This window comes from Candidatus Nitrospira allomarina, assembly GCF_032050975.1.
GTDB classification, from domain to species: domain Bacteria; phylum Nitrospirota; class Nitrospiria; order Nitrospirales; family UBA8639; genus Nitrospira_E; species Nitrospira_E allomarina.
The window spans coordinates 2666573-2693234 of the sequence record NZ_CP116967.1; the positions used below are offsets into that span (position 1 = coordinate 2666573).

Sequence of the window (26662 nt, forward strand, 5' to 3'; positions counted from 1 at the left end):
GTAGGGTAAAGTTCACACGCACTTTCCAGAAAGCCGAAGCTTCCAGTGACTAGAAAAAAAACCCCGTCCAAGGATCGATTAGGCCCTTCGCCTTCCCTCCCACCGAAACCATCTTCAACTGTGCAAAAACCACGGAAGTCCCTACGCCCCTCAAAGTCTCCTTCTTCTGCACCAACCCCTTCACCACCTCCCCAGGGGGGAATGACTGATGCACCGTCCAACGCTTTTCCCATCGTCGGGATCGGCGCTTCGGCCGGAGGACTCGAGGCATTGTGCCGGTTCTTTTCAACACTTCCAGACAATAGCGGAATGGGGTTTGTGGTGATCCAGCACCTGGCTCCCGATCGCGAAAGCCTTATGCCGGAATTGCTGGCGCGGAAAACCTCGCTGCCGATTCATGTCGCGGCAGATGAAACGCTAGTCGAACCCAATCATATTTATATCATTCCGCCCAATACGCAATTGAGCATCGATGGTGGGTTTCTGCGAGTGGACCGGCCTTCACAAATTCATGGCTTTCGAACGCCCGTTGATAAGTTTTTCAAATCCCTGGCCGAAGATCAAGGTCCATTTGCCATCGGGGTGATTCTGTCCGGCGCGGGGTCCGACGGAGCAGTCGGGCTTCGATTCGTGAAGGAACATGGCGGGTTAACGATTGCCCAATCAACGGAAACGGCCCAATTTTCCGGAATGCCGACGAGTGCCATTCTGACCGGATTAATCGATTATATCCTCCCGGTCGAAGCCATCGCGGAGGCGCTGATTCTCTATGCGAAATATTTATACGATCTCCGGGACGGAAAGGGCCTGGAAACCCTTCGTGCCGAAGCGCTGACTCACTTAGAGGTGATTTGCTCGCATCTGTACCGTCGGACCGGACACGATTTCCATGGTTACAAACGGAATACGATGGGTCGGCGGGTTCAGCGGCGCATGCAGATTCTGCACATTACCTCTCCCGCGCAATATGTCAGACGATTGCGGGAGGACCCGGAAGAAGTCGATGCGCTCTTTAAGGAGCTGTTAATCGGTGTGACCCAATTTTTTAGAGATCCGGAAGCCTTTGCGTTTTTCTCCGACACGATCATCCCTAAGATCGTGAAATCCAAACACAACAATGAAACCATCCGGATCTGGATACCGGGTTGTTCGACGGGAGAAGAAGTCTATTCGCTCGCTATCCTTTTTTATGAATACCTCCATCGGGAACATCTTAACATTCCTCTTCAAATCTTCGGGACGGATATCGATGAGCGGGCATTGGATATTGCCCGCCGTGGGCAATATCCGGAAAGCATTCAGGAAGATGTGCTGCCCGATCGACTGTCCTTGTTCTTTGAACAGGACGGGTCCTGTTATCGGGTTGCCAAGGTGATCCGTGAGGTATGCATTTTTTCCTTTCATAATCTCGTCGGTAATCCCCCGTTTTCTCGCATGGATGTCATATCATGCCGGAACCTGTTGATCTACATGGAACCCACTCTTCAGAATCAGATGTTTGCCGTGTTTCATTATTCCCTCAACCCGGAGGGCTACCTGTTTCTCGGCGCGTCGGAACAGGCGGAAGACCAAACCCGATTCTTTCGCCCCGTGAATAAACGCTTTCGGGTATTTCAACCAAAAGAGATCATGCGCCGCACGTTTCCCAAGTTCCCGATACAGGGACCGCGTGGCACCATGCCCACTCCGAAACCGGCTTTTTTCCCCCAGATTCAGGATCCCTTCATTCACACCTTCGATCAACTGGTCAGAGAGGAGTACGGCCCTCCCGGGGTGTTGATCGATAAAGAGTGCCAGGTGCAATACGTCTCCGGCCGGACCGGGACCTATCTGCAGCTTCCCTCCGGTTCGGTCAACGTGAATTTGATCAATATGGTCATGCCGGATTTGCGTATGCCGTTGCGATCCGGCATTTTGAAGGCCGTGAAAACCGGCAAGGAGGTGGTCCTCCCCAATATTCAATTGACCGTGAATGATGATATGCAATCTGTGGATATCATTGTCCGTCCGCTTTTTCATGCCAAGCAATCGTCCGATCTGCTGATGGTGGTCTTCCGTGAGAAAGGGCTGATCCGGAAACCTTCCAAAGACTCGAAGAAATACTCGAAAGGCGAGCACCGGACGATAAAGGAATTGGAGCAGGAAATTGACTCCACCAGGGAGCATTTGCAAACGGCGCTGGAAGAACTGGAGACCTCCAACCAGGAATTGAAATCTTCCAATCAGGAATTGATGTCGGTCAATGAAGAACTGCAATCCGCGAATGAAGAATTGCAAACGTCTACCGAGGAATTGCAATCGATTAACGAAGAATTAGAAACGGTCAATGCTCAACTGTCCGGAAAATTGGAGGAATTGGATCACGCCAATAGCGATATGGAAAATCTTTTCCGGACGACGAATATCGCCACATTATTTCTCAATGCCGACTTATGTATTCAGAAATACACTCCGGCGGCCCAAAAAATGTTCCAGTTTTTAGATACCGATATTGGCCGACCCATTACACAATTGTCCTCATTTTCCAGAGACGAAACGTTATTGGCAGGTATTCGGGACGTGCTGCGCACCTCACGGCCCAACGAACAGACTCACCGAATTTTTCAAGACCCTCGGACATTCTTCACACGAATGACTCCCTACCAATCCAGTGACGGTCAGACCCAGGGAGTTGTGCTGACTTTTGTGGATATTTCGAAGCTTCGCCAGGCGGAAGATCAAGTGCTCCGTTTCTCTCAACAACAGAAAGTGATGGCGGAGTTCGCACAGTTGGCGCTCCAGGAAAGAGATGTGCAGAAGGTCATGGACGAATGTGTCAGACTTCTGAGTCAGACCTTACCGATTGAAATGGCTAAAGTGCTGGAAATATTGCCGGGAGAACGGTCCCTCCTTCTTCGCGCCGGGGTAGGATGGAAAGAGGGATTGGTCGGCCAGGCCGTGGTGAGTGCCGATCAAAACTCCCAGGCAGGGTATACGCTGATAAGCCAAAAGCCGGTTATCGTCAAGGATCTATCGGCGGAAAGCCGGTTTTCCGGTCCTTCCCTATTGATTGATCATCAGGTGGTCAGTGGCATGAGTTGCATTATCCGGGATCAGGCAGGCAATCCGCATGGAGTCCTCGGTGTGCATACAACATCACATAGGGAGTTCCGGGAGAAGGAGGTGGAGTTCCTCCAAGCCATGGCCAATATTCTTGCCTCGGCCATACACCGGAAAAATATCGAAACTCAACTGCAGTTCGTGACCGAATCCTTGGAACGCCGCGTGGATGAGCGGACACAGGATCTCGTTCAGCACCAACACCGACTGCGTCAAATGTCGCTAGACCTTATTCTTACCGAGCAACGGGAACGGCGGCGCATTGCCACCGAATTGCATGATTATTTAGGGCAGTTGCTGGTTGTCGGAAAGATAAAAATCAGTCAATTGCTGCAAACCGATCTTTCGAATCAGCAGGCGCCTCTTGTGCGGGAAATGGAAGAGTCTCTGGATGAGGCGTTGCAATACACTCGGGATCTCATTCCTCAAATCAGTCCGCCCATTTTGTATGAATTCGGGTTTTTGGCGGCCGTCCGATGGTTGTCCGAAAAAATGAAACGGTATGATTTGCACGTCACGGTGGCATCCCATGTTGATGAAGATCAATTGAATCTTTCCGAATCCGTCTCAATTATCCTGTATCAGGCCATCAGGGAATTATTGCTGAATGTGATGAAACATGCCCAGACTCAGGAAGCTTCCATTCTGATCAATCAAGTCTCGTCAGAGGTGTTTGGAGTAGAAGTCGCGGATCGCGGATGTGGTTTTGATCTGTCCTCAACACGTGAAACCCATTCCCCCTTTGACAAATTCGGCCTGTTGAACGTGCAAGAACGCATAGAAAGTCTTGGAGGCGAATGTGAGGTCCTTTCCAGGATCGGGGAGGGCACTCGAGTGCTGATTAAAGTGCCTATTTCCGTGCAAGGCGCTGATGAAGAATCCCTTCAGTCCTCCTCTTCTCCCAAAGCGGTCCGGGTTTCGAATTCCCGAAAAACGGAGGAGGGTATCCGGGTTGTCCTTGCGGATGACCACCCCATATTTCGTGAAGGATTGGGCACCATGTTAAATGCCTGCCCCGATATTCAGGTGGTCGGAGAGGCCGAAAACGGCGAACAGGCTGTCGAGCTTGTTCAGACTCTTCACCCTGATGTGGTGGTGATGGATATCAATATGCCGGTGATGAACGGAATAGAAGCCACGCGTCTCATTAAAGCCAGCCACCCGGCAGTCTATATCATCGGCTTGTCCATGCATGGGGATCAAATCGTGTCAAATAATTTTGCTGAGGCTGGAGGGGACGAATATGTGTCCAAAGGGGATTCGTTCGGTTCCTTCGCCGAGGTCATTCGATCCAGTCAAAAAAATCGATGATGTCTCCTGAACCCGTCAGATAAGTCATACAGCGCACGGAGTGAACCGGTAGGAATAGGAAGAAAACCTCCGCCCCCCTCCGTATGACTCTTCACGATTCCCTTTGGCGATTCCCAGCCACCATTGTCATGCTGACCTGAAGGCAAGCATTCAGCTCAGCCGTGAACCGGTCGGGCCGGGCACAGATCCTTCTCTTCTAGGGTGACCTTCTTTCTGATAGGCTAAAGGGATCTCTTAACTTGAACCAGCGAAGATCAATTAGATTTTTGACTTGAGTCCTCACGAATTTTGTCCATGTCGGGTGAATGTGCGTTCTGTTTCACTGTGAGGCACTAGGATGGATGGTGAGTCGGCGAGCCGGTGAGTCTCTACAGAGATGTAGGCTCCCACAATTGGCAATGTATCCCCATTATTCCTATGCAAACATCACATCCCGATATTATTGTCGTAGGAGCGTCGGCAGGAGGTGTTACCACGCTCAAAAAGCTGGTGTCCTATCTTCCCCAGGATTTGCAAGCTTCGATTTTTGTCGTTCTCCATCTCGGTTCGTATTCGCCTTCCACGCTTGCTTCCATTCTATCGGATGCCGGGTCTGTGCCGGCCACACTTGCCAAACATGGAGAGTTCATTTCCTACGGGAGAATGTATATTGCTCCTCCGGATTTTCATCTGCTGATTGATAAGGATGTGCTGGTCCTTTCCAAAGGTCCACGTGAAAATCTTTGGCGGCCTTCTATTGACACGTTATTCCGTTCGGCGGCGGTGTCCTATGGCGTGCGGGTCGTGGGGGTTATTTTAACAGGATATCTGGATGATGGCGTCGCAGGCCTTCTGGCTATCCAGCGGTGCGGGGGGATGATTATGGTTCAGGATCCCGCAGAGGCCATGTTCCCGGATCTGCCGAATAATGTGTTGGCTCATATGCACGTCGATTTTTGTTTGCCGGTGGAGGATCTGGCCCGCCAACTGATTCAACAGGTCAAGACCCGGCTAGGCCGGGAATTTCCTCCTCCTGAAGATCTGCTTGAGGAAAACGTATCGGTCGATGACTATAAAAGTCATCTTCCTCCTCGGCAAGTCAAGGGGGAGGTTGCCGGACTCAGTTGCCCCGAATGCGGAGGGACCCTTTGGGAACAGACCCAAGGCTCCTTAACCCGGTATCAATGTCACGTCGGACATGGTTTCAGCGAGCAGTCCTTGTTGGCGGGAAAATCGCACACCCTTGACCAGGCCCTGTGGACGGCCTTTCGGCTCATGGAGGAGCGTGTGGCTCTCCTGCGGAAATGTATTGCCAGAGCCCAACACACTGGTCTTCGACACACCCTGAGTTTATATCAAAAAGAGCTGGAACCTCTTCTGCCTCAATTGCAACAATTTCGAGAATTGTTAAGCCAAAAATCTTCATTTCCGTTTGAGCCGTCCTCGCCAGCCAATACGTCTGAATGAGTGATGCAACAACCTGACGGTTTTTCCTGATTGTTGAGGGGGATGTCCCAAACCGGCTGTTGAACGAATCAAATGCTTTTGAGAGCTGTCGGAATTCAAAATTGGACTATCTTCCATGACCGAAGCAGGATGTTCAAAAGGCCTGTCCCGTCCTATGATTTTTTTCAGCTCAAGTGCGTAACTTTCCAGAAACTTACTATGGATTGGTTTCATGGCGAGTCGGGGGAATTTCGTTATTGTGAATTCCCTTCACGTTGATGCGCACACTGGTCCTATCTCTTTCTTCATGGGCATGATGTCATCCTACATAGCTTGAATCCCTCTTTCCCTCATTTAAAACTCCCATATTTCATTCGACATTTTTCAAGGGATCTTCACGTCTAGACCCAGGGTTTTGGGTAGTAGGCGCTTTTCGAGTAGGAAACTACAGTCAGACCATGAACATGATTTCTAACCCCAAGAACGAAGGAGGCCTTATGCAAACGTTTACCCTGGCAGCGATGAGAAACGAGCACCCCGATGTGTTCCCTCAATTGGTTCAGCAAATGCAACAACCACATTGTTCACGGTGCGGAGGAACGATGGTCGAGGAGACGTATATGGATATTTTCTCCGACTATGAGGATTTTCAGTTTCAGGCCAAGCACTGTATTCAATGTGGTGACGTCATTGACCCGTTTATTTTGCTGAACCGGTTGCGAACACATTCAGGTGAGACTCCGGATGTGAACTCCTTGTCACAGCCGCGTCATCGTGAAAATGGATTGGTCATGACCGGGTAAAAACCTGGTCATTCATTCTTGGTGGATTCGACCACGAAATGGTCACATAAAAGGGCAAATATCATGAATCGCAAAACAGGCAGTTTTTACTGGATATGTAGCATTCTACTGAGTCTCGTCATGATGGGACAGGGCATCGCTGCAGATATGCCGAAGGAACCCGGTGAGACCCATCTCATCAATGAAGATGTGAATATCATTACGGGCCTGTACACCCGGGAATACTCCTTGAAGGGAGATGGAGTCGTCGATTACAAAACGGCCCGACAAATTATTTTTTATGAAAATAACAAGTTTTGGAATACGGTCGTTGAAACCGTTGAATGGCCCTTGTTCTATTGGCTGGATGACAATCGCGATGGCGTCTTCGATCAATTTGTCGATCAGCGGGTGGAAGGCAAGAGTGCCTATATTATCCCGTATTTGCCGGTTTCGGAGAAATAGGCCATGCACCATTTAAGAAGAACGGCTTTCATATTTACCGTTCTGGCCTGGGCAATCCCTGGGGGATGGGCCTTCCCCTTCGCACAGCCCGCAGTGGCCGAACAAATGTATTGGCAGAAGCAATCCGTGACCTTTCTGGGAACCACTCTCGACGTGAATGGTGAACCCATAGGAATTGTGGCTGAACTTGACATCTCGTTTAGGAAACAGGAAGGCCAGGAAGCCTTGAATGTCACATTTGCGAGCGGACCGGGAAAATTTTCCCCATTTACTCAAGTGGCTATTCAATCCGGAATCGTCTCCGCGGCTCGTATGGCCGGTCTCGATCCAAAGAGCTGGAATATATTCCTCAAATTTCCGAAACCCGGTGTCACGATTTATGGAGATAGTTTGACCGCGATGGTCAGTGTCGTGGCTCTGGCGATGGCTAACGATAACTCAATTCTCCTGAACCGGGTGATGACCGGTAAAGTAACCCGTGACGGTCATATCGGGGCGGTGGGAGGAATCCCATTGAAAATCCAGGCCGCCTTTGCGGAACACATCCCAAGAGTCATTATTCCTGACGATCGGTTTCCCGAAGACAATGATTGGGAGACGCCTTTTCTGATGCAGATTTCTCCCGTGAATACGGTGTTGCAGGCCTATCAGATGTTGACGGGAACGACCCTTCCGAGGGCCGGGAAGGAGAAGGCCTCGGGATTGATGGTGGTGCACAATACCAAAGAGAAATAAGCAGAAAGGCTAGGCGGGATTTTTTTGTTGACAATATTGCCTGACGATAGTGACGAGGCTTTCAGCCGGACCTCCCTTGGTGACGAATGCCGCCGCTCCTGCCTCCCGGAACCATCGGGCCACGTCCGGCGTGTCGTAGACGGATAATCCGATCATGACCGTGTCGGGAAGGAATTCTTTGATTCTTTTGATGGCTTCCAGACCGTCCATCTTGGGCATATGAAGATCCATCACCACGACGTCGGGACGGAGTGACTCACAGAGGGCAAGGGCATGGTTCCCGTCTTCTGCCTCTCCCACGACTTCAAAATCCACTTGAGCGTTCAAAATATGGCAAAACCCCTCGCGGACCATCTTATGATCATCCGCGAGAAGAATGCGAATTTTTTCCGAGGGAGGGCGGGAAACAGACGCATGCTTGACGGCATTCATGGGAGTCGGTTTGGCAGCACGTAATTGGACATCCTTACTGCTGTGGTCTATTGGAATACGCAGGAGGACTTGGGTTCCCATCTTCTGGGCTGAATTGAGAACCATTTCTCCGCCGAGGGCTTCCAATCGTTCCCGAATACTAAAGAGTCCAAAATTAGTTGGGGATTGTTCATTTCTCTCTTCAGGATTTTCACTAAACCCGCAGCCAGAATCCTTAACCTCGATCAGCAGATGGTTGTCCTGTTGCAGAGACAGATTCACTATCACCTCTTTGACGCCGGAATGTTTGAGGACGTTATATAATAGTTCCCGAACGGATTGGAACACGAGAACGGCCTGATCCTCCGGCAGGGGTGGCGTCTCATCTGCACATTTCAGTTTGACCGTTAATCCCTGTTTTCCCATTTCCGTACCTAACCAGACGAGAGCGGCATGGAGTCCGAATTCATAGAGACAGGTCGGACTGAGTTGGCTGACCAGTGTCCGTGTATAGGTCAAGGATTGGTCCAGGAGCGTATCCGCCTCCTGAATCACCTTGAGGAGGGTTTCTTTATCGGACATCGATTGACCTTGACTTAATTTGAGTCGACAGACGACAAGGAGCTGTGCCAGATAATCATGAAGGTCCGTCGCCAACCGGCGGCGTTCGCGTTGTTCGGTGACCGTGAGATCGGAAGCCATGGCGCGTAGCCGTTCCTGGTTGCGAGTGAGTTCCTGAGTGCGTTGGATGACGCGCTCCTCCAAGGTGCGATTCAATTCGGCTAATTTGTCACTGGTATCTTTTTGATCGCTTTTGTCTCGGACCACCTTGGCAAATCCGATCAGGTTGTCGTCGGGATCGCGTATGGCCGTCACCGCGCCGCTGGCCCAAAACCGGGACCCATCGGCCCGTACCAGCCAATTGTCGTCGTCTCCTTTTTCTAAGGTTTCCGCCCTCCGCAATTCTGTTGCCGGACGACCATTGCGTTGGTCTTCAGCGGTGAAGAGCATAGAAAAATGTTTATGCAATGCTGCGTCTTCCGGGTAGCCAAAAAGCCGTTCGGCTCCGGAATTCCAATGCGTAATGTTTCCAAGCAAATCAAGCATGATAAAAGCCAGGCCGGTGGCGCCATCAACAAACAAACGGTATTTTCTTTCGCTCTCCCGGCGAATCCGCTCATTCCTTTCCCGCTCCATAGCATAGTGCAAGATTCGGGAAAGCAACACGGCATTCATCGAAGATTTGGGGAGATAATCCTGAGCCCCTAATTTGATGGCTTCCAGGGCAAGCGGTTCATCCTCATGCACGGTTAACACAACAAGGGGAATGGCCGAATTGGCCGACCGGATTCGTTTCAACGTTTCAAGGCCATTGGTTTCCGGCAGATTTAAATCAAGAAGGATGACGTCAAACGGCGTGCTGTGAAGGATGGTCAGCGCCTCTTTCAGAGTCGATGCGCGGGTGATATGAAAGGGGGACATACCGGAGGCATCCTTCAGCCGCTCGCGCACTAATTCTGCGTCGGCAGGATTGTCCTCCACGAGCAGGATGGAATACGTCGGGGATGGGAGCTCGCTCATGACTCTGACACTTTTGGAGGAAGTTTTACCACAGACAGCCAGAAATCTTCGAGTGATTGAATCATTTTGATAAATTGCAAAATATCAATGGGTTTGACCAAATACGCATTGGCATGAAGATCGTAACTCCGCAAGACGTCCGCTTCGTCATCAGAGGTGGTCAGCACCACCACGGGAATGGTGCGAGTGTGCGTATCGGATTTGATTTCCTTCAGAACCTCTCTCCCGTCCTTTTTCGGAAGATTTAAATCTAACAGGATAAGGTCCGGTCGGGGAGCCTGTTGAAAAGGTGCTGTCTGCCGAATAAACGCCATGGCGTTGACCCCGTCTTGTACCACATGAATCGTATTCTGGAGGCGAGCTTGCTGAAAAGCCTCCTGGGTAAGCCGGATATCAGCGGGATTGTCCTCTATGAGTAAAATTTCAATAGGATTTGGCATGAACAGTCTCCGGTTTATTTAGGTAAGGTAAACGAAAACTTGGATCCTTTTCCAACTTCGGAGTCAACCCAGATGCGGCCTCCACGGCGTTCCACGATTTTCTTACAGATGGCCAGGCCGATTCCGGTGCCCTGGTACTCTTCCCGTGTGTGCAGTCTTTTGAATGGAAGAAAGATCCGCTCGAAATATTCCGATCCGACGCCGATCCCGTTATCCTGTACCGAAAAGACCCACCCGTCGGATCTCTCCTGGGCAGATACATGAATGTGTGGCGGTGTCGGGCCATGAAATTTAATGGCATTGGTAATCAGATTTTGGAGAAGATGGTGGAAATGTGACCGATCGGTCTGAATGGTCGGCAGAGGGTCATGTGTGATCGAAGCCTGTTTGTCCTCAATGGCCATGCGGAGATATTCGAGGATTTCATTGAGTACCCCCTCGGCGTGGACCGGCTCAGATTTCAGTTCCTGGGCCTGAATTCTCGAATATTTCAGGAGGTCTTGTATAAGGGTTTGCATGCGATTCGCTCCATCGGTGACGAATCCAATAAATTCCTGACCCTGCTTGTCCAATTGCCCTTTATAGCGCTCCGCCAGCAACTGCGTAAAGCCATGAATCGTCCGGAGGGGTTCCTGGAGATCATGAGAGGCTATATAGGCAAATTGTTCGAGATCCTCGTTTGATTGTTTAAGGGAAGCTGCGTGATTGGCCAATGTGAGGTTCTGGATAGCCAGGAGATTTTCCAACCTCTTTTGCTGGGAAATATCCCGTGCAATTTTTGACGCGCCTATAGCGTTCCCCCATCGGTCGATAATGGGAGAAATGGTCAGCGACACCGGTATGTCCAGGCCGTCTTTCCTCCGTCGAATCGTTTCAAAATTTTGAATCGGTTTCCCACGCTGGAGTTGTTCCAGGATCTCCTTTTCTTCGGCAATCCGGTCAGGTGGAAATAGAAATGGCATATATTGCCCGATGCTCTCCTGTGACGAATATCCGAACATCTGTTCGGCTCCGTTGTTCCAACTGGTGACTTGTCCTCTGAGTGTTTGTCCGATAATGGCGTCGGGAGTGGATTCCACGATGGAGGCTAACCGAAGCCGGACCTCCATCCCCTGACGATATTGATAGGTGAGGAGGGCTGTTGCCCAAATCATAAAAAGCGATAAAAGACGGTTGGTCACGGCATTGCCGGCAATGGTGCTTCCCGAATACACCACGTTGACCCCGGGTGAATAGATCACTCCAATAATGGCAAGGACCGTGCAGACTCCCGCGACGATGAATGGGGATTTTGCATGGGGTAAATAGGAAGTCAGCAGAATGGCACTCACATATAACATGCCAACCGCGACTCCTGTTTTGGTGTATAGGTCCACCACAAATATTCCGCCAATGAGAACGCTGATGGCTACCAGCAGGATGATATCCAATTTTTTTGCGTGAGAACCGGATTTGACCCGATCTTGAACCGTCATCATACGGACACACGTTTCCTTCTAATACTGAAGAACAGCATAGACATTCCCGGATCTATGTAAATGAGAACGTGGACACACGACATTACCTCGAGTGATCAGAGGGAGGCTGCTCTCCCTCGGCTGCGGTTACGCAAAACGACGTTGGGGCCCTGTCGTGAAAAAACGAAATTCGGAAAAGTATAGCGGCAATGAATAAGTCTTGTCTAAGAGTGAAACCCCCATGAAGTACCCACCGGGGCACCAGGGTTGTTGTTCAATCAACCCAGGGTTTTTCTCAGGTCTTGCCGCCCAGACGATTCTGTATAAATAAAAAATCAAGGATCAAGAGGCAATTGACATCCTTGCTTCGGCATCATGGTTTTGAACCGATCGCCACCTGGATTCAACATAAGGAGAACAAACCCATGAACACAAGTCTTGAACACGAAACGGTTCATCCAAAGGGATTGGGGCAGACAAGAATGTCCCGTTGTTTGTTTGGAGATTGGCCGCGGCGAATGGTGCTCAAGTTGACTCTGCCCGTTACAGACCTACCGCTTTCCTTGCCGTCCTGCAAGGAACGCATGAGCACTGATATAAAAGCCTGTTAAATACAGGAGGAGGAACTAAATTTATGTCTACGATCGTTTTAGTCATACTCATTCTTCTGCTGGTCGGGGCCCTGCCGGTCTGGCCGTACAGTTCGTCCTGGGGCCCATATCCCAGTGGCGGGCTCGGATTGGTGCTGGTGATTGTGCTGATTCTGGCTTTGACAGGAAGATTGTAAGCCGCGCTCCGCCCTTTTGTTCATCATGAGAAAGAGGGAGAAGCTTGTTATGCCCTTTAATAAACGCACCTGGTCGGCCATCGTACTCGCTTCATTGTTCTTGGGTTCGATGGGGGGAATGCTGTTGGCTTCTACAAACCCCGCTGACTCAAAGGGGTCAGCGCCAAATGTCAGTGAGCCTATTTCTACTTCCGCCCTTCAAATTGTGAATGAGGAGGGTAAGGTCCGTGCCACGCTGGGTCTGTGGGACGGTGACCATCCGGCACTCATCATGGGAGATGACGCCTGTGGCCGTCGAGCTTCCCTCGCCGTGTATGGGAAGGAGCGAACCGGATTAACTCTTTATGGAGAGGACTGCAAGCGGCGGGCGGCATTGGAAGTTCAGAGCGATGACCTCCCGATGTTCGTCTTGCGGGACCATTTGGATAATCCCCGGGTTCAAGTCGTGTTAAATAAGGACGGGAGTCCCCTCGTCCGGTTGTTTGATGCGAATGGAAAATCTCTGTGGGAAAAGCCATAGCCTATTCAGAAATGTTTTCATACACCTGTTTCCCTGAATTGAGGACCATCAATGAACGACAGATGGCATAAAAGAAGGAGATCAATGTTTACCGATCCACCAATGATGAACACGACCCGGCGGATGAAGCGAATGTTCATCACCGGAATCCTATTATTGACCGCCAGTGGTCTATTTGGGCTGGTATTTGCTGCGGATCATGACAAGACCCAAAGCTGGAAGGCCGTGCCGGGCAAAAAGGAGTTAGTTCCGGACATTGGTCCCCCGGCCATGGTTAAGGATTGGCAACGGGCATATCCACAGTATCAACCTGTTGGAAAAGGTGACACGGAAGAGGCTCCGGACGCTAAGCCGGGGACACCCAATCCTGAGGGTATTCACACATTGGGCGGGCGGACTCCGAGTTCATTTGTTTTTGATCTGAGTCCCAAGGATCCACTTGAGAAGGTGATTGAGCGGGAAGGCCAGCAACGATCAAAGATCAAAGCACAACAGCAACAATTACTCGATGAGCGATATGATCTGTCCCCTCAATTTGTGGAAGGGGTCACGATGACTCGGGGGAAGCCCATTCCCAAAGGGCCCACCGCCCGACTACCGAAGGGCCTCACATTTGAACAGCTCGCCAAAATGCCTCCGGATGAGATTAAGGACAAAGATCTCTTCCCCTACCTGCCGTTGCCGCATCCGCTTCATTCAACAGGCGGCATGGTGTTTCCATCGATGATGACAGATATTCATCCTGAGCGCGAACGGTTTGACGTCCTTCATGATATGCCGGATCATTTTTTGCCGGAATTTCCACCTCCTGTGTTTTTAACAAGCCGTCCGGATTTAGGAGATGTCTCACAAGGTCAGGAGATCACCAACGAAAATTTTTACGCGTTGTTCGATGGCATTCTCTCACCGGTGCAATTTGATGGCGTTCGATTACTGGTCGAAAAAATCCCCCAACAGCAATTTAATGCGACGGACGACCGGAAAACAATTTCGCCTAGCCGGGGGGTTGCCTGTTTCGATTGCCATGTGAACGGGCATACCAATGGCGCCATTCATTTGAATCCTGATAACCGGCCTCAATTCTCCCGGTTTCGCATTGAAACACCGTCCTTACGCGGCGTCAATATCCAGAATGTCTTTGGGTCCAAGCGAGCTCTGTCGTCCGTTGAGGACTTTTCCGAATTCGAAAACCGGTCGGCCTATTTCGATCATGATCTGGCGACTGCCGAAAAAAAAGGTCGTCGCGATATGACCCGAACCGAAGTCATGAAAATGGCTCAGTTTCAGAAGCTTGTCGATTTTCCCCCTGCGCCGAAGTTAGACCTCTTTGGCCGATTGAATTCTCAAAAAGCCAGCGAAGAAGAATTGCGAGGTGAAGCGCTCTTTTTGGGTAAAGGCAAATGTGTGGCCTGCCACACGGCTCCGTATTTTACTGATAACCTGATGCATGACTTGCGGGTGGAACAGTTTTATCATGGCCGGGCAGAGGGGTCTATCAAAACGTTTCCTCTCAGGGGAATAAAAGATTCCCCACCCTATCTGCACGACGGTCGCCTTTTGACTCTCGAGGACACGGTTGAATTTTTTGCCTTAGTCACTGGAGTCCAGTTGTCAAAAGAGGAAAAAGCGGATCTTTCCGCTTATCTCCGAGCCTTGTAAAGCTAAGCTTTGTAAGTGAAGCGTTGACGAGCTCGGTGTTGGGGTCCTAGGAAAGGAGAATGCCCATGAAAAACCCGGCCCATGCCGATAAGGTCTGTATCGTATCTTTGCGTTGCCTGGGATTGATATTTGCTGTGGTTTTTTCCCTAACGGAAGCGGCCTTAGGGGATAGTTTACAGGAAACATCCTCCGGTGGAATTCAATCCAACGGCCATTCAACTAATCCGTCCGGTGAAGATTCCCCCCTCATAGGGGGAGGGGTCCGGACGCCCCCCGACATCGGAGCTTCAGGTACCTCATCTTCCACTCCTCCGGTTCGAACCGAATCACCGACAGATGAACCCAAAATTCTTCCGGATGTCTCACCTCTTCCCACCGATCCCTCGACTCCGGAAAAGGCTCCGGTCAAAGAGAGTGAGCCGTTAGGACAACCCAACCAGCTACAAAAGACGCCCGAAAACATGCAACGCTTTTGAGCGTTGTCTATGCGCCGGAGAAACAGCCGATTCGTTGTTGGAAATTATGAAGCCGGGCGCCCTCCCTGAATTCCCATAGCAAACCAATGAGATGCAATCGGCTCCGATTGAGGCCCTCGTCTAGGGAGTGGAAGCTATTGGGACTCTCAATCTAATCTAATGTGGGATCGATCCATAAATGAATGCGGACATTTTTCGCTCCGGCTTCGTAGGCGTTTGCTACCGCATCCACAATTTCTCCTCGGTTTTCGACTCTTCCAGAGAGGGTGACAATCCCGTTGCGAGCTTCAACACGAATGGGAACCGAATTCACAAATGGGCTCCAATAAAGCTCCTCTTCAACGGCTTCTTTCAATTCCTGATCGGTCATCTTTTTCCATGGAAGGTCCTGGTTTTTGATGCGGAGTTGATTGTTGACATTCGTGGCTCCGGCATCGAAGGCGATCTCTACCACATCCACCAAGGCATCCTGATTTTCGACAAATCCTGAGAGTATCGTTTCGCCCTGTCCCACGCGAACCGTGATCTCACCATTCTCATATGGACTAACTTTCAAACGCCGTTGAATGCGATATTGTATCTCTTCGTCTGAAAGCTCGGAGGTATGGTCGGCGGATAACGGATCTTTTGCTCCGGGAGTAAGGGCTTCGTCAAATCCTGCGGCAGGGACAGACAGGATCTGGCCATGCGTATGTTCCACCATGGCTGTGATGAAAAACGAACATATCATACCTACGAAAAAACGTTTGTATGGGAAATTCATAGGCACCTCCAAAACTTTTTGGCCATTCTCAGTTTGGCCAGGAACGCTCTCTCTCCAATTTATTCTGGCAGCGGGCCATAGCCGGAGCGATGGGAGAGAACAGGCCATTATTTTTCAAAACATATCAAAATGAAGTAAAACGAAACCTGGGTTAAACCCTGGATGTTCGAGCAAGGATTAGGGAGAGGGTGGAACCGAGGGATAGTGAGGAAGAGCCGGGTCCCTCTGGCGGAAAAAGACATCAACGAAAAGGTTCCCTGAAGCCCAATCGTTCGTAAATGCCGAATCTTCCATTACTTACGGTCGAGCGGTCAGAAAAGTTGTTTCCGCTGTCAGAGTGTTCAGTCCAGGCTTCAAGAATGCCAGTTATGTCTTCAATCAACTCCCTTTGCGGGTTTGTTGGTGGTTTCGTGGGTGGCATGAATAAGCTGAACCGCTTTTTCGGGATCATTTTCCGCTGCAAATGTTTCCGCGGCGGTAAGGAGCATCTCGGATTGTACCGATTGACTGTTTGAACCCCGATCAGTGTGGGACTTGAGGAGTTTGAGGATATGGGTGGCTTTTAATGCCTGATCTAGCTGATTATCGTCAAGCAGTCGATGGATTTCTTGAAGAATTTGTGTGTCAATTTCCGTAAAGGGGAGGTCCTTCTCCGGTTCAGCAACCGGCGAGGCCTTTGGCGATTGTGTAATCCAGTGAATCGCCTCAGGAGAGAGTGTGAAACAATCATGGCCTATGGTTTCAGTAAGAAACCGCAATACCTTCCACGCATGAATGGTGAGATCTTCAACTTTTTTCATCCCGAGTGTGGATTGAAGAGCCAATACTTCTTGGCTCATTTCATCGGATATGGTGAATTGGATTTTCATGTTTCACATACCTTTTTTACTTCTCATAAAATCACCTTCAAGATATAGCAGGATAAAGAAATAAGGCGACTGGGCAAAACCCTGGCCGTAGCCATTTTTTTTGATTCATCCTTCCGATGGGAGGTTCAAGGGTTTTTTCCAGTTACGCTGGTTCTTATATTTCCCTAATCTGTTTCTAGAAAAGATTGGAGCCGATTGTTGGATATGGTTTGAGGGAATTTATGCGTATGAAACCCAGTAAAGATTATCCGGTCAAAGATTTCAAGCTCAAAGGATTGGACGGTATTTCAGATAAGACGTTAGAGATGCATTTTAAGCTTTATGAAGGGTATGTGAAAGCTACCAACTCTCTGACCAAGCAAATCGGGGAGTTTTTAATTGACGGACAAGTGGATCAGGAGGAAATGCCGGCGTATTCTGAACTCACCCGGCGGCTGGGATTTGAATATAATGGGATGGTTCTCCATGAATTGTATTTTGAGAATATGACCTCCCAAGCTTCCAAAGCTCCCCAAGGACAGGATTCCCTGCTGAAAGGGCTTGAAGGCAGTTTTGGGAGTTTTGAAAACTGGAAAACCGATTTTTCAAGCGTAGGGAAGATGCGGGGAGTCGGCTGGGCTGTATGCAATCTCAATCCGGAAAATGGCAGGCTCTCCAACCATTGGATCAGCCTTCATGAATTTGGCAATATTGCAGGTTTTCGTCCTATTTTAGTGATGGACGTGTGGGAACATGCGTATTTGTTGGATTTTCAACCTTCGGAACGAGGCGAATATATTGAACGTTTTCTCTCCCAAGTTCATTGGGATGTGGTTGCCAAACGCTTAGAGGGTCGATGATGAAGAATCCCATAGACAATGGACTCTGTCTGCCAAGTTTTGATGTTCGATGGCATTCTCCTATACCGCAACCCGATCCTAATCCTAATCCTGACCCTTTTCCTAATCCTGGACCTCTTCCAAACCCTATTCCTGACCCACCGGGACCACCCACTCCTCTCCCAACACGGCCGCCTATACCAAAAATTCAGTCCTTTCCCCTTCTTCGTTATCATGCGTAGTGTCAAGGAAGCGTGGATTTGCTGATCCACAGCACAGGTGAGCAACCCTTAAGGAGCTAATCCCCTCGGTGGATCACAGGGGTTTGCCGAATTGGAACCCATCGAATTGTTTGTTGTAGACTTATTTACCTGATTCTTTCATAATGTCCTTCCTGGGGTTTCCATTTTAATAATGTCACTTTCATTCTTTTTTTTGACATGAGTAAAGCGCGGGTACTTTTAGCTGAAGATCACGTCCTGGTTAGTGAGGGACTGACCAAACTGCTGGAAACTGATTTCACGCTGGTGGGGACGGTTGTAGACGGTCATGCATTAGTGAAAGCCGTCAAGAAACATACACCGGACATTGCGATCATTGATATTTCATTGCCACTGTTGAATGGCTTGGAGGCCGCCCGACAAATAAAAAAATGTGAACCCCAAACAAAATTAATTTTTCTCACCATGCATTCCGAGGAACATTTTGTCCATGAGGCCTTCAAGGCCGGTGGGGTGGGGTACATTTTAAAACAATCTGCGACGGCAGAATTAGTATTTGCCATTAAGGAAGTGTACCAGGGACGCACCTACGTTTCTCCCTCAATTGCCCAGGGTCTTGTCAGTCAAGCACTGAATCCCTCTTCCAATTCAAAAAAACCCCCTCAGGAAGAGGGTCCCGCATTGACTCAGCGACAAATAGAAATCCTTCAATTGGTTGCTGAAGGAAAATCCAATAAAGACATTGCGGTCATATTAAATCTGGCCGTCAAAACCGTGGAATTTCACAAGACGCGGGTTATGCAAGTGTTGGGACTCAAAACGGCCTCCGAACTCACGAAATATGCTATTTCCAATGGAATAATTTCTGTTTGATAGCCGGAAGTTCTTGAGACTCATTTCTCCTTCTGAACCGTTTTCACCTCTATTAAAAAAATCACCGCGCTCGTCAATGCCATTTAGCTTTAGTGGGCGCTCCTCATCCTAGTCAAGGGGAGATATCCCTAATTTAACCGCGTATTTCGTAAGATCTGCCTTGGAATGAAGGCCAAGGGCCTGCACAATTTGCATCTTATGGAACGCGACCGTGCTTTGAGAAATGTTCAACAAGTTGGCTATGTCTTTCGCCGAGAAGCCTTGAGCCACGAGCCTTAATACCTCCTGCTGCCTGGGAGTCAATTTTCCGGAAAGTTCGGTGCCCGGCATACCATCCATTTGGGCAAAAACCGCATTCTGTACCTCCTCAGGAATTAAGGGAGAGAGGTATTTCTGTTTTTCCTGAACCTGGTTAATCGCTGATAATAACTCGTTCCCTGCCGTTTGCTTCGGGACATACCCTTCTCCGCCGCTACGAAACGCCTCCATGATAAAAGTAGGTTCTAAATGCATGGACACAAAAATTATTTTAATGGATGGACATATCGTTTTTAACATCCGAGCAGCTTCGTACCCGTTTTGGTCAGGCATTGAGATGTCCATGAGGAGGATGTCGGGCTTGGTTTGCCGGATTTGGCTGACCAAATCGCTTGCACTATTGGCCTCCCCCACGATGTCATGATGGGGTTCAAGCAGTTTTTTGCAGCTCTCTAAAACAAGAATATGGTCGTCAACAAGGAATAATCGTGCTCGCTTGGTTGTATTCATGCGGTAAACAAGTCCAGTAAGTTACAAGTCTTCCCTGTGTCAAAGGAACATCCTACTTTAACATGTCCCCCTTAGTCTCTTCTCCATACTCTTCTTTCCGTTACGCGAAGTACCTTACTGTAGCCAGCGGTGGCTCAGTCGCCAACTAGACAAAACCCTTGTATTGACCTGGTTTATGCGGACTATGAAGAGTGGCGGAATCTCCATTCCTTACCTCCTTAAGAACTGCTCCAGGTTCGTGTCCGATGCGGGAGACCTCTATTCATTTCATTCGCGCATTGAGGGAGAGAGAGAGAGAGAGTCAGGGATGGCCATCTTAAACCGGGGGAATGAAACAATCATGGAGGGGAATCCCCTCCATGATTCGCTTCATGATGATGAAAGCATCGTGAGGCTTGCAGTCTCAAACGGAACAGGATTACTCCTTTTCAATCTTCACGACTTCTCCTGAATGAGCATCCACATAGACTTCTCTGGTCTTTTCATTTTCGTCAACGATTTTCACTTCGAAAACAGTCTTGCCGTGCTCTTTTTCCAATTCGGCATCCACAGCCTTACCCTTCACCGTGGTCATGGCTTTTTCCACAGCCTCGACAAGTGTGATTTGAGTGCCCTTCAATAATTCGGCTTTGTCATCACCAAACAAGGCAAAAGCCGAGCTGACGGGCAGAAGACACGTGGCGAACGTGAGACTGAGAATTAAACGATTCTTCATAACGGACTCCTTTGTTGTGAATATGATGATCAGACCTAGCGCAGAACTTACGCTCGAGTATGCCCTTCCCGAATGTTTGTCGCATTAGACAAAAGAGCGGCATCCCACCTGATGTTGTCTTCCCAGTCAGGTGGCTTTTTTAATAGAACTTTTAGCCATTCTGTTGGAGAAAACATCCAGAATTTCCCAAGGAGTTATAAATGGCTTCGGTGCTGGAGCACACGTGGATGAGGGGGTGGAGTAGGTCGAATATTTGGCCTTTCCATCGTCATTTGTGGGAAATGGGTGTCAGACCAGTCGGGAAGAATTTATGGAGTGCTCAAAAAGGTTCGTTTAACACGGCTGCATCTGCATGGACGAATGGGAGCGTACGAAGGAGGAGGGTGATCACGACCATGCCGGCCAGGACCCTCAGGCTTACTGTTCAACGCGCCCTGAATGATTTAAAGGCAGATGAAGAATAGCTAGGTAGACAATGGTATCGAGATGGTGATGGTTGTGCCCTTCTGAGGAGAGGAAATGATATCTAAGTGTCCTTTTACGGCCTTGATGCGTTCGCGATAAAAGAAGAGGCCCAGATGCCCTTGTTCCTGTTCGAGTTGCTTGACTTCGGGATTAAACCCGACTCCGGGGTCCGACACCCTTATGAGTAGCTCTCGTTCCGAAGGACATTCCCAAGAAATCGATGCGTTTGCGACTCCTGCATGTTTCAGGACATTAAACAGTAACTCCCGAACGGTTTTGTAAACCACGATGCTAATATTTTCTGCAACCTGCACCGAGGGGACGACCTCAGGACCCGACACGGTTAAACCAAAGCGTTGCATATCCGCAATGAGGTATTGGAGTGCGGCCATTAATCCCTGCTGGTGCAATATGGCGGGGTGTAAATCCGAGATCAGCGTTCGGGTAAAAGACAATGATTGATCGATTATACCGTCAACCTCCTGAATGAGCCTTGAATGGGCCGGAGTGATGGTGTTTGGGTCAATTTGGACGAGCTTGAGCCTACAGGCAATGAGCATCTGGGCAAGATAATCATGTAATTCATTTGCCAAATGTTGGCGTTCACGTTGTTCGACAAGAGCCAATTCCACCAACATGGCCCGCAATTGTTCCTGATGGAACACCAGATCTTTTGTCCGTTCGGTGACCAGCTGATTTAAATATGAATTATTTTCAGACAGCCGGTTCCCGCTTTTGACCTCCTCTCGCATCTTGACCGTCATTTCATTTTGAATCTGCATAAGTTCCACGAACGCCCGCTGGTTGAACTTTTCCGGTTCTTCCCCGATTAAAATGATCGCCCGAGAAGAGGTTTTCTGGACTAAGCAGTCGAATGTGTGGGGATTGTGAGACGAATCGATAAAATTGAGCTGGACCCGCTCGTGGGAGTTGGAAATCCCAATTTCAAGAACATCCTGAAGGCGATGTTGGTCCGTTGTGGTGAGAAAATCCCAGATGGTTTTGGTATCAAATTCTGTTTTGGATATATTGAGTTTATGTAACAGGACGTCGTTATAGACCAGAATTCGTCCATCGGGACTGATCACACAATACACGATAGTATCTGTTTGATTGAGAAACGCTTCAAGGAGCAAGATGGAATCACCTAGAAAATCTTGAAGCTCACCTTGTTCTTCACGGGGAGGAAGACGTTCCAGTTCAAGAATTTGAGTGATGGTAGGATCCAACTTGAGGCCCTTGGGAAGCATCTCGTGGGAAAGGCGATGTTCGGGACTTTTGTGCCAGGCGTGAAAGGTTTCACGATCGGTCCAACGCGTCACCAGGTGAAAAATACTTGGATCGGTGGGAGGGTTATACACTTCTATTCCTAAAAATCCCGGAACGGCCTCTACCAACCTGGGACGTTCTTGAAAGGCTTTGGCCACGTCCCGTTCCAACCCGTTTGCGACCTTAAATCGTGAAATAACAAGCACCATTATTGTGTTCCCATCATGCCAAAAGGGACGTTAAAGAGCGTAAATCGTACGCAAACCCATCCGCCCCGATTTCTCGAAAGACATCGGGCAGTGATCGAAATGCGGATCCGCCAACAAGAATGCGAGGGGTATACTCCGGGGGAAAATGGGTTCTGATATCGTTGATCAAATCTCTCACAATGGGGACCTTGAGAACCATCGTCGCGGAAATACCCACAAGTGTGGGCCGGAATTCCTTGATCATTTGAAGGATTGCCTGGTGGGGGATATTGACACCTAAAAACCGGATATCCCAGCCCTGCGATTCGAGCAGGTCCGCCACCATGTGGGATCCGACTTGATGGAGTTCACCTTCCACACCGGTGATGATCCCTTTCCCTTGAAAAGGTTGTGCAGGTTTGACGCGGGGATAGACGTTGGCCATTACATATTGGGTGATGGCCGTAGCCACGTGTTCTTGGGCGACCGAGATACGGTTGGATTCCCAGAGTCTGCCGATTTCATATAACGATTCTTGAAAGAGTTCTACGTAGACATCGGAGAGAGAATCGGTCATTGAAAACGCCTCGAACGCAATCGTTCCGGCAGCATGGCGATTTCCGGCCAATAAAGCTTGAAGAAAGACCTCCTGATGCAATGCTAACGGAGAGCGTGGGTGCGGGGCCGGGGGAGCTTCCGGTCGTAGAGACTCATGAGGGCTCTCTATTAAATGGGCCCGCACGACCTTTTTTTCGGAATCGGTAAGATGGGGCTCCAATGCATGAGAGATTTGATGCAAAAACTTCTGGAGTAAACTCTGGGAAATATTTCTTGCCTGGAGCACATTGGTTGTCCAACGTACATATTGTCTGAAAGTTTCCTCCGTTCCAAATTCAATGGCCGTTCTGAGAAAAGTCAAGTGGTAATGGGCGTCGGTGGCACAGTGTGCCTTCCCTGATTCTCCATACCCACCTGTCTCGGGATGATGTTGAAAGAACTGTGTCGTAATAACTTCAATCACATCCCCTTCAAGGAACTTCAATTTTTCTGCCAGCCGGTGTCGGTCGTTATTGTTGACATCTTTCATAAAAATGGGGAAAAGATCATGGAAAGCATAAATGACTCATTACTTTAGGAAAATAATGAGCATACGAGAAAGATTTACAGAGTGAGTGGTGTAGGTGTACGAATCATGCCAGAAAAAATGATGCAACTTTGCCAGTTTAGCTCTGCCAGACAGCATGTTCAACCTGGGGTGGGGTGATCATCAAAAACTAGTAATTCCTTTGAAATGAAAAGGTTGTATAGGGCTGAAATGGTAAAACTCATGGAACACCCAAGGAAAGCCTTACACGGACAGCCTGAAGGTCGGGCCCCCATTGCTCTGGACGCTCCCGGATTTCATCTCACTTAAAAACCTAGTTCTTCAGAGGATGACGTGGGTAAATGTATCAGCCAATGGTTGAGGCCATATGCATGGAGGTTCAAGTGCCCACCGATGCGGAACAGGTTCAGGGCTCGCAGGCCCCTGTTGGCGGTTCCGCCCCACACTTAACCAGGGTGATGGCAATCATTAGGTCAACCATCCGAACGTGTTGAGACTGCGGAATATAGACGGATTTGCATGAAGAATATTTGGAAAACAGTCTTCGCTTTATACATTCCGATGCCGGTAACGATTCACTGTTCAGACTCTTTCATTGCATGGATATATGCCCGTTGTAAATGGAAAGTTTATCTAGTGAGGAAGACCGGATCTTCATTCATAATTGACCAGATTTTCATCGGCAATGGTTGGGCTATATATTCAGTTGATCAAAATTGAAAGGAGGAGCTCATGCGAAGACAGAAATGGAACGGTTCATTTGTGGGTGTTGCGATGATCCTGTTCGTGGTGGCACCGGGCGTGATTCCTTATCATAGTCATGCCTCTGCACCTGACCAAAAGGAAGTGGCTCCTGTTGCGTCGGGAGTAGTGGAAGGCCGGGTCATTGAAGTAGAACGGTTGACTCTCGTGATGGAAAAATCAGACGGAGAAGTCGTTCGCGTTCCCATGCCGGGAAAAAGCGGGGAATCTTCTGCCGACTTTGAAAAAGGAGATTACATCGAGGTCGCCATATCTCCGGAGGGAATAACTACCTCTGTCAGAAAGGTTGCAAAAACGGAAAACTGACAGACATAATAAGAAAAATTTCGGGATTAGGGAACCTTGGAGAACCCACCCCTGAAATTAACCTAGGCTCCGTTGTTTGGAAGAAAGTGAGGTTTTCTTGATAAGTCCCGTCTGCGCTCATCCCGCTTGTTCCTGCCAGAATTCTGAGGGTGAGGAGTACTGTTCGGAAGAATGCGCAAATGTGATTACTGCTCCGGTAGGAAAATGCCGGTGTGGTCATGATAGTTGTGAGGGTTATTTAAAATATCGAGATGCCTCGTCGTAAACATCAATTAGGTGTGCTAAGGGTATGTAGGAGTTGGTAGTCGAGAATTTCATTTTGTTGACGCAAGAGATTCGCAAGTTCGGTGGGTATTTCAATGGCGAGACGTGATCGCCGGGGTAATGCTTCCATCAATAGGAAAGGATTCCTCATCCTTCATATGAGCCAACGGCGATCCTAATAGACGGTTAAAATAAAATAGAAAATCACCAATACATCATTTCCAGACCATGGTATTCTGTAGCATCCCATAAATACCCCAGCCTCTTTTCCTCCTTCAATATTGTTTGCCTGGAATCCTCTAGCCAAAGACCAATCATCCCAATAATTTTTAAAAAATTCGGATCAGGGATTAGCCCGTAACAAGTTTATGGACCAGTATTAGGGCTTTTTTGCTCATAACCGTGAGAAAGCAAAACCTTCAATGGCCACCTGTTAAAAATTCACCAGGTTATTCGGGAGCAGCGAAGGTGGCGGAGGACTGCGAATGCCTTGAATTCTCGGCCAGAGGATTTGATGGGAGACTGCGTTCGACCTGAGGCGAACAGGGCATTTGGACCAATGAAAAGCGGCCCCCCGATTGAGTTGGAGAATGGTTGTCTTCTATTCGGGTATACCACCACCGGCCTTCTGCCAGTTTGCCGGAGGATGACAGGCGAAGATCAAACTCCCCTTCGCGATCGTTTTGGGTTTGGTACCATTTGCCTTGCCACCGGCCGTTATCGAGTTTCGTCGTCAACAAACGTCCCCCTTGCCATTCATACCCGCCGTGGCCTTCCCGATTGAGGGTTAAGCAATACGCACCGTTTTCATCACGGTATTCCCATGTCCCCGCAAGATCCGATTTCTTGATTGAAGACGGTTGCACATCTTGACCCGGTGCATGCACCTGAGGCTCGGGAGGGTTGGTGCGACAGCCAAAGAACACAAATTGAATTACGAGAAAGACTCCTACCATTTTCCATTTGCGTAAATGGACCGTTTGTAGTTTTTTAATCATGATCCGACCTTCTACGTGCTGCTCTAAAGTTGGAAGATACTACCGTTACTTAAAACATCTCTGCCGGACAGCCGGGAGTTTCCGGCCTTATACACAGGTCACTCCGGATTGTCCGGTCCGATGAGAGGACAATGGAGCAGCGGTCAGGCGCCAGACCGGGTTCCTGTGGAAGGGGAATGACGGCACGTCTTTTGGGGCCACTCCAGACCAATTACATCAAAATGGTGATACATCTGCACCTGGCAAATACCCTGGGAGGGAAGCTTCATGCGCCGATCCCATCCTCATCAGGTCATGTATCGGATTGAGGGTAGTAAGGTTTACTGAACCGGCGTATGTCATAGCCTGTTTCAAAATCATGTCAGGCCGGCTTGAGGGTTGCCGGTAAAATAGCCCGGCTCTCAACTTTTATCCGACGAAAGATCTAGGCAGGCAGGAGACCATTGACGGTCCGACTGACGGTCCGACTTTACAGTGAAATGTCTGTATGATTCGCGGACACGGATGCATTTAGTTAAAGGAAGACTCAAGTGTATTTTCACGTTTATTCCAGGGTTCCTTGCAGTGTTCGGGTGAGCAAAAAACTATTACATTCCGATGAAGTTTTTTGATCCTGGAGATATATCTAGGGTTTTAATGGTCAATGGGATGAATCGGAAAGAAGGTCCTGATGGATCGCCGGTATCATTTCAATAACACAAGGCTCATGCAAACAAGGAGTTACTGTTATGAGGGAGATGGCTCACGAGGTTATTTCTGAAGGGCGAGACGAAGGACTACGGCAGATGTTGTTAGAGAAGAAAAATGAAGTTCAAAAACAAATCGATGATCTGATTCTCCAGCGTCGTGATGAACAGGAACGGTGGCGAGGGGAACCGGGTATGGATGATCAGGATAGGGCTTACCGTGATAGTTCAGCTGATCAACTCCTTTCATTGCTGGAAATTCGACACCGGATGAGGGTGAACCTTGATGAAGCATTGACCCGCCTCCGGGAAGGGACCTATGGGTTTTGCAATGAATGTGGAGAGCCGGTCAGTAATGCGCGGCTTAAGGCTTTACCTTTTGCGAAAACCTGTTTTGACTGTCAGAATGTGATCGAGGGACTTGAAAAAGTCGCGCGAGGTTAG

Annotated in this window: 24 protein-coding genes; 14 read left to right on the forward strand and 10 right to left on the reverse strand. The window is 49.1% G+C overall.

The window, feature by feature from the left end; translation table 11 throughout:
* Positions 1–201: 201 nt before the first annotated feature.
* The 5 genes from PP769_RS11830 to PP769_RS11850 all read left to right on the forward strand — a co-directional run bounded on the left by PP769_RS11830 (position 202) and on the right by PP769_RS11850 (position 7817).
* Complete coding sequence (locus tag PP769_RS11830; RefSeq protein WP_312640299.1) at positions 202–4410, forward strand: chemotaxis protein CheB; 4209 nt, start codon at positions 202–204, stop codon at positions 4408–4410.
* A gap of 417 nt (positions 4411–4827) precedes the next feature.
* Positions 4828–5856 (forward strand): chemotaxis protein CheB, encoded by a 1029-nt coding sequence (locus PP769_RS11835; RefSeq protein WP_312640301.1) that lies wholly within the window; start codon positions 4828–4830, stop codon positions 5854–5856.
* Between the two features lie 476 nt (positions 5857–6332).
* Complete coding sequence (locus tag PP769_RS11840) at positions 6333–6638, forward strand: hypothetical protein (RefSeq protein ID WP_312640303.1); 306 nt, start codon at positions 6333–6335, stop codon at positions 6636–6638.
* A gap of 63 nt (positions 6639–6701) precedes the next feature.
* A complete protein-coding gene (locus PP769_RS11845) occupies positions 6702–7082 on the forward strand; it encodes a hypothetical protein (RefSeq protein WP_312640305.1) in 381 nt (126 codons plus the stop codon).
* Between the two features lie 3 nt (positions 7083–7085).
* Positions 7086–7817, forward strand: coding sequence for a S16 family serine protease (locus PP769_RS11850; protein ID WP_312640307.1), 732 nt, complete (start codon positions 7086–7088; stop codon positions 7815–7817).
* A 9-nt stretch (positions 7818–7826) separates the two neighbouring features.
* On the opposite strand, the gene PP769_RS11855 is transcribed toward PP769_RS11850, so the two are convergent.
* The 3 genes from PP769_RS11855 to PP769_RS11865 are packed head-to-tail and all read right to left on the reverse strand — an operon-like array spanning position 7827 to position 11727.
* Positions 7827–9809 carry a response regulator gene (locus PP769_RS11855; RefSeq protein WP_312640310.1) on the reverse strand — a complete coding sequence of 661 codons (1983 nt, stop codon included), beginning with the start codon at positions 9807–9809 and terminating at the stop codon, positions 7827–7829.
* Positions 9806–10249, reverse strand: a complete 444-nt coding sequence (locus PP769_RS11860) for a response regulator (RefSeq protein WP_312640312.1) — start codon at positions 10247–10249, stop codon at positions 9806–9808. Before PP769_RS11860 ends, PP769_RS11855 begins: the two co-directional genes overlap by 4 nt.
* A gap of 14 nt (positions 10250–10263) precedes the next feature.
* On the reverse strand, positions 10264–11727 hold the full coding sequence (locus tag PP769_RS11865) for a sensor histidine kinase (protein ID WP_312640314.1): 1464 nt from the start codon (positions 11725–11727) through the stop codon (positions 10264–10266).
* A 404-nt stretch (positions 11728–12131) separates the two neighbouring features.
* Here PP769_RS11865 and PP769_RS11870 point away from each other — a divergent pair, with 404 nt between their 5' ends.
* The 5 genes from PP769_RS11870 to PP769_RS11890 all read left to right on the forward strand — a co-directional run bounded on the left by PP769_RS11870 (position 12132) and on the right by PP769_RS11890 (position 15148).
* Positions 12132–12317, forward strand: coding sequence for a hypothetical protein (locus PP769_RS11870; RefSeq protein ID WP_312640316.1), 186 nt, complete (start codon positions 12132–12134; stop codon positions 12315–12317).
* A gap of 23 nt (positions 12318–12340) precedes the next feature.
* Entirely contained in the window at positions 12341–12493 is a 153-nt protein-coding gene (locus PP769_RS11875; RefSeq protein ID WP_312640318.1) for a DUF3309 domain-containing protein, read from the forward strand.
* A gap of 49 nt (positions 12494–12542) precedes the next feature.
* Complete coding sequence (locus PP769_RS11880) at positions 12543–13013, forward strand: hypothetical protein (protein ID WP_312640320.1); 471 nt, start codon at positions 12543–12545, stop codon at positions 13011–13013.
* An 84-nt stretch (positions 13014–13097) separates the two neighbouring features.
* On the forward strand, positions 13098–14672 hold the full coding sequence (locus tag PP769_RS11885; RefSeq protein ID WP_312640322.1) for a hypothetical protein: 1575 nt from the start codon (positions 13098–13100) through the stop codon (positions 14670–14672).
* 65 nt (positions 14673–14737) lie between these two features.
* Positions 14738–15148: a hypothetical protein gene (locus PP769_RS11890; RefSeq protein WP_312640324.1), complete on the forward strand. Its 411-nt coding sequence runs from the start codon at positions 14738–14740 to the stop codon at positions 15146–15148.
* Between the two features lie 151 nt (positions 15149–15299).
* Here PP769_RS11890 and PP769_RS11895 read toward each other — a convergent pair whose 3' ends face one another.
* Both PP769_RS11895 and PP769_RS11900 read right to left on the reverse strand, forming a co-directional pair.
* Positions 15300–15911, reverse strand: coding sequence for a BON domain-containing protein (locus PP769_RS11895; protein ID WP_312640326.1), 612 nt, complete (start codon positions 15909–15911; stop codon positions 15300–15302).
* Between the two features lie 374 nt (positions 15912–16285).
* Entirely contained in the window at positions 16286–16780 is a 495-nt protein-coding gene (locus tag PP769_RS11900; RefSeq protein WP_312640328.1) for a hypothetical protein, read from the reverse strand.
* A 227-nt stretch (positions 16781–17007) separates the two neighbouring features.
* On the opposite strand from PP769_RS11900, the gene PP769_RS11905 reads away from it, so the two are divergent.
* Positions 17008–17619, forward strand: coding sequence for a superoxide dismutase (locus tag PP769_RS11905; RefSeq protein ID WP_312640330.1), 612 nt, complete (start codon positions 17008–17010; stop codon positions 17617–17619).
* 419 nt (positions 17620–18038) lie between these two features.
* Positions 18039–18692 carry a response regulator gene (locus PP769_RS11910; RefSeq protein ID WP_312640332.1) on the forward strand — a complete coding sequence of 218 codons (654 nt, stop codon included), beginning with the start codon at positions 18039–18041 and terminating at the stop codon, positions 18690–18692.
* Between the two features lie 108 nt (positions 18693–18800).
* Here PP769_RS11910 and PP769_RS11915 read toward each other — a convergent pair whose 3' ends face one another.
* The 4 genes from PP769_RS11915 to PP769_RS11930 form a co-directional block, all read right to left on the reverse strand.
* A complete protein-coding gene (locus PP769_RS11915) occupies positions 18801–19460 on the reverse strand; it encodes a response regulator (RefSeq protein ID WP_312640334.1) in 660 nt (219 codons plus the stop codon).
* A gap of 418 nt (positions 19461–19878) precedes the next feature.
* On the reverse strand, positions 19879–20175 hold the full coding sequence (locus PP769_RS11920) for a PepSY domain-containing protein (RefSeq protein WP_312640336.1): 297 nt from the start codon (positions 20173–20175) through the stop codon (positions 19879–19881).
* Positions 20176–20639: 464 nt separating this feature from the next.
* The gene (locus PP769_RS11925) at positions 20640–22118 is read right to left on the reverse strand and encodes an antibiotic biosynthesis monooxygenase (RefSeq protein ID WP_312640338.1); all 1479 of its coding nucleotides are present in this window, start codon (positions 22116–22118) and stop codon (positions 20640–20642) included.
* A 13-nt stretch (positions 22119–22131) separates the two neighbouring features.
* Positions 22132–23184 (reverse strand): cobalamin B12-binding domain-containing protein, encoded by a 1053-nt coding sequence (locus tag PP769_RS11930; protein WP_312640340.1) that lies wholly within the window; start codon positions 23182–23184, stop codon positions 22132–22134.
* A gap of 750 nt (positions 23185–23934) precedes the next feature.
* Between PP769_RS11930 and PP769_RS11935 the strand changes: the two genes are divergently transcribed.
* Entirely contained in the window at positions 23935–24270 is a 336-nt protein-coding gene (locus tag PP769_RS11935; RefSeq protein ID WP_312640342.1) for a hypothetical protein, read from the forward strand.
* A gap of 713 nt (positions 24271–24983) precedes the next feature.
* On the opposite strand, the gene PP769_RS11940 is transcribed toward PP769_RS11935, so the two are convergent.
* The gene (locus PP769_RS11940; protein WP_312640345.1) at positions 24984–25532 is read right to left on the reverse strand and encodes a hypothetical protein; all 549 of its coding nucleotides are present in this window, start codon (positions 25530–25532) and stop codon (positions 24984–24986) included.
* Positions 25533–26260: 728 nt separating this feature from the next.
* Here PP769_RS11940 and PP769_RS11945 point away from each other — a divergent pair.
* Entirely contained in the window at positions 26261–26662 is a 402-nt protein-coding gene (locus tag PP769_RS11945; protein ID WP_312640347.1) for a TraR/DksA family transcriptional regulator, read from the forward strand.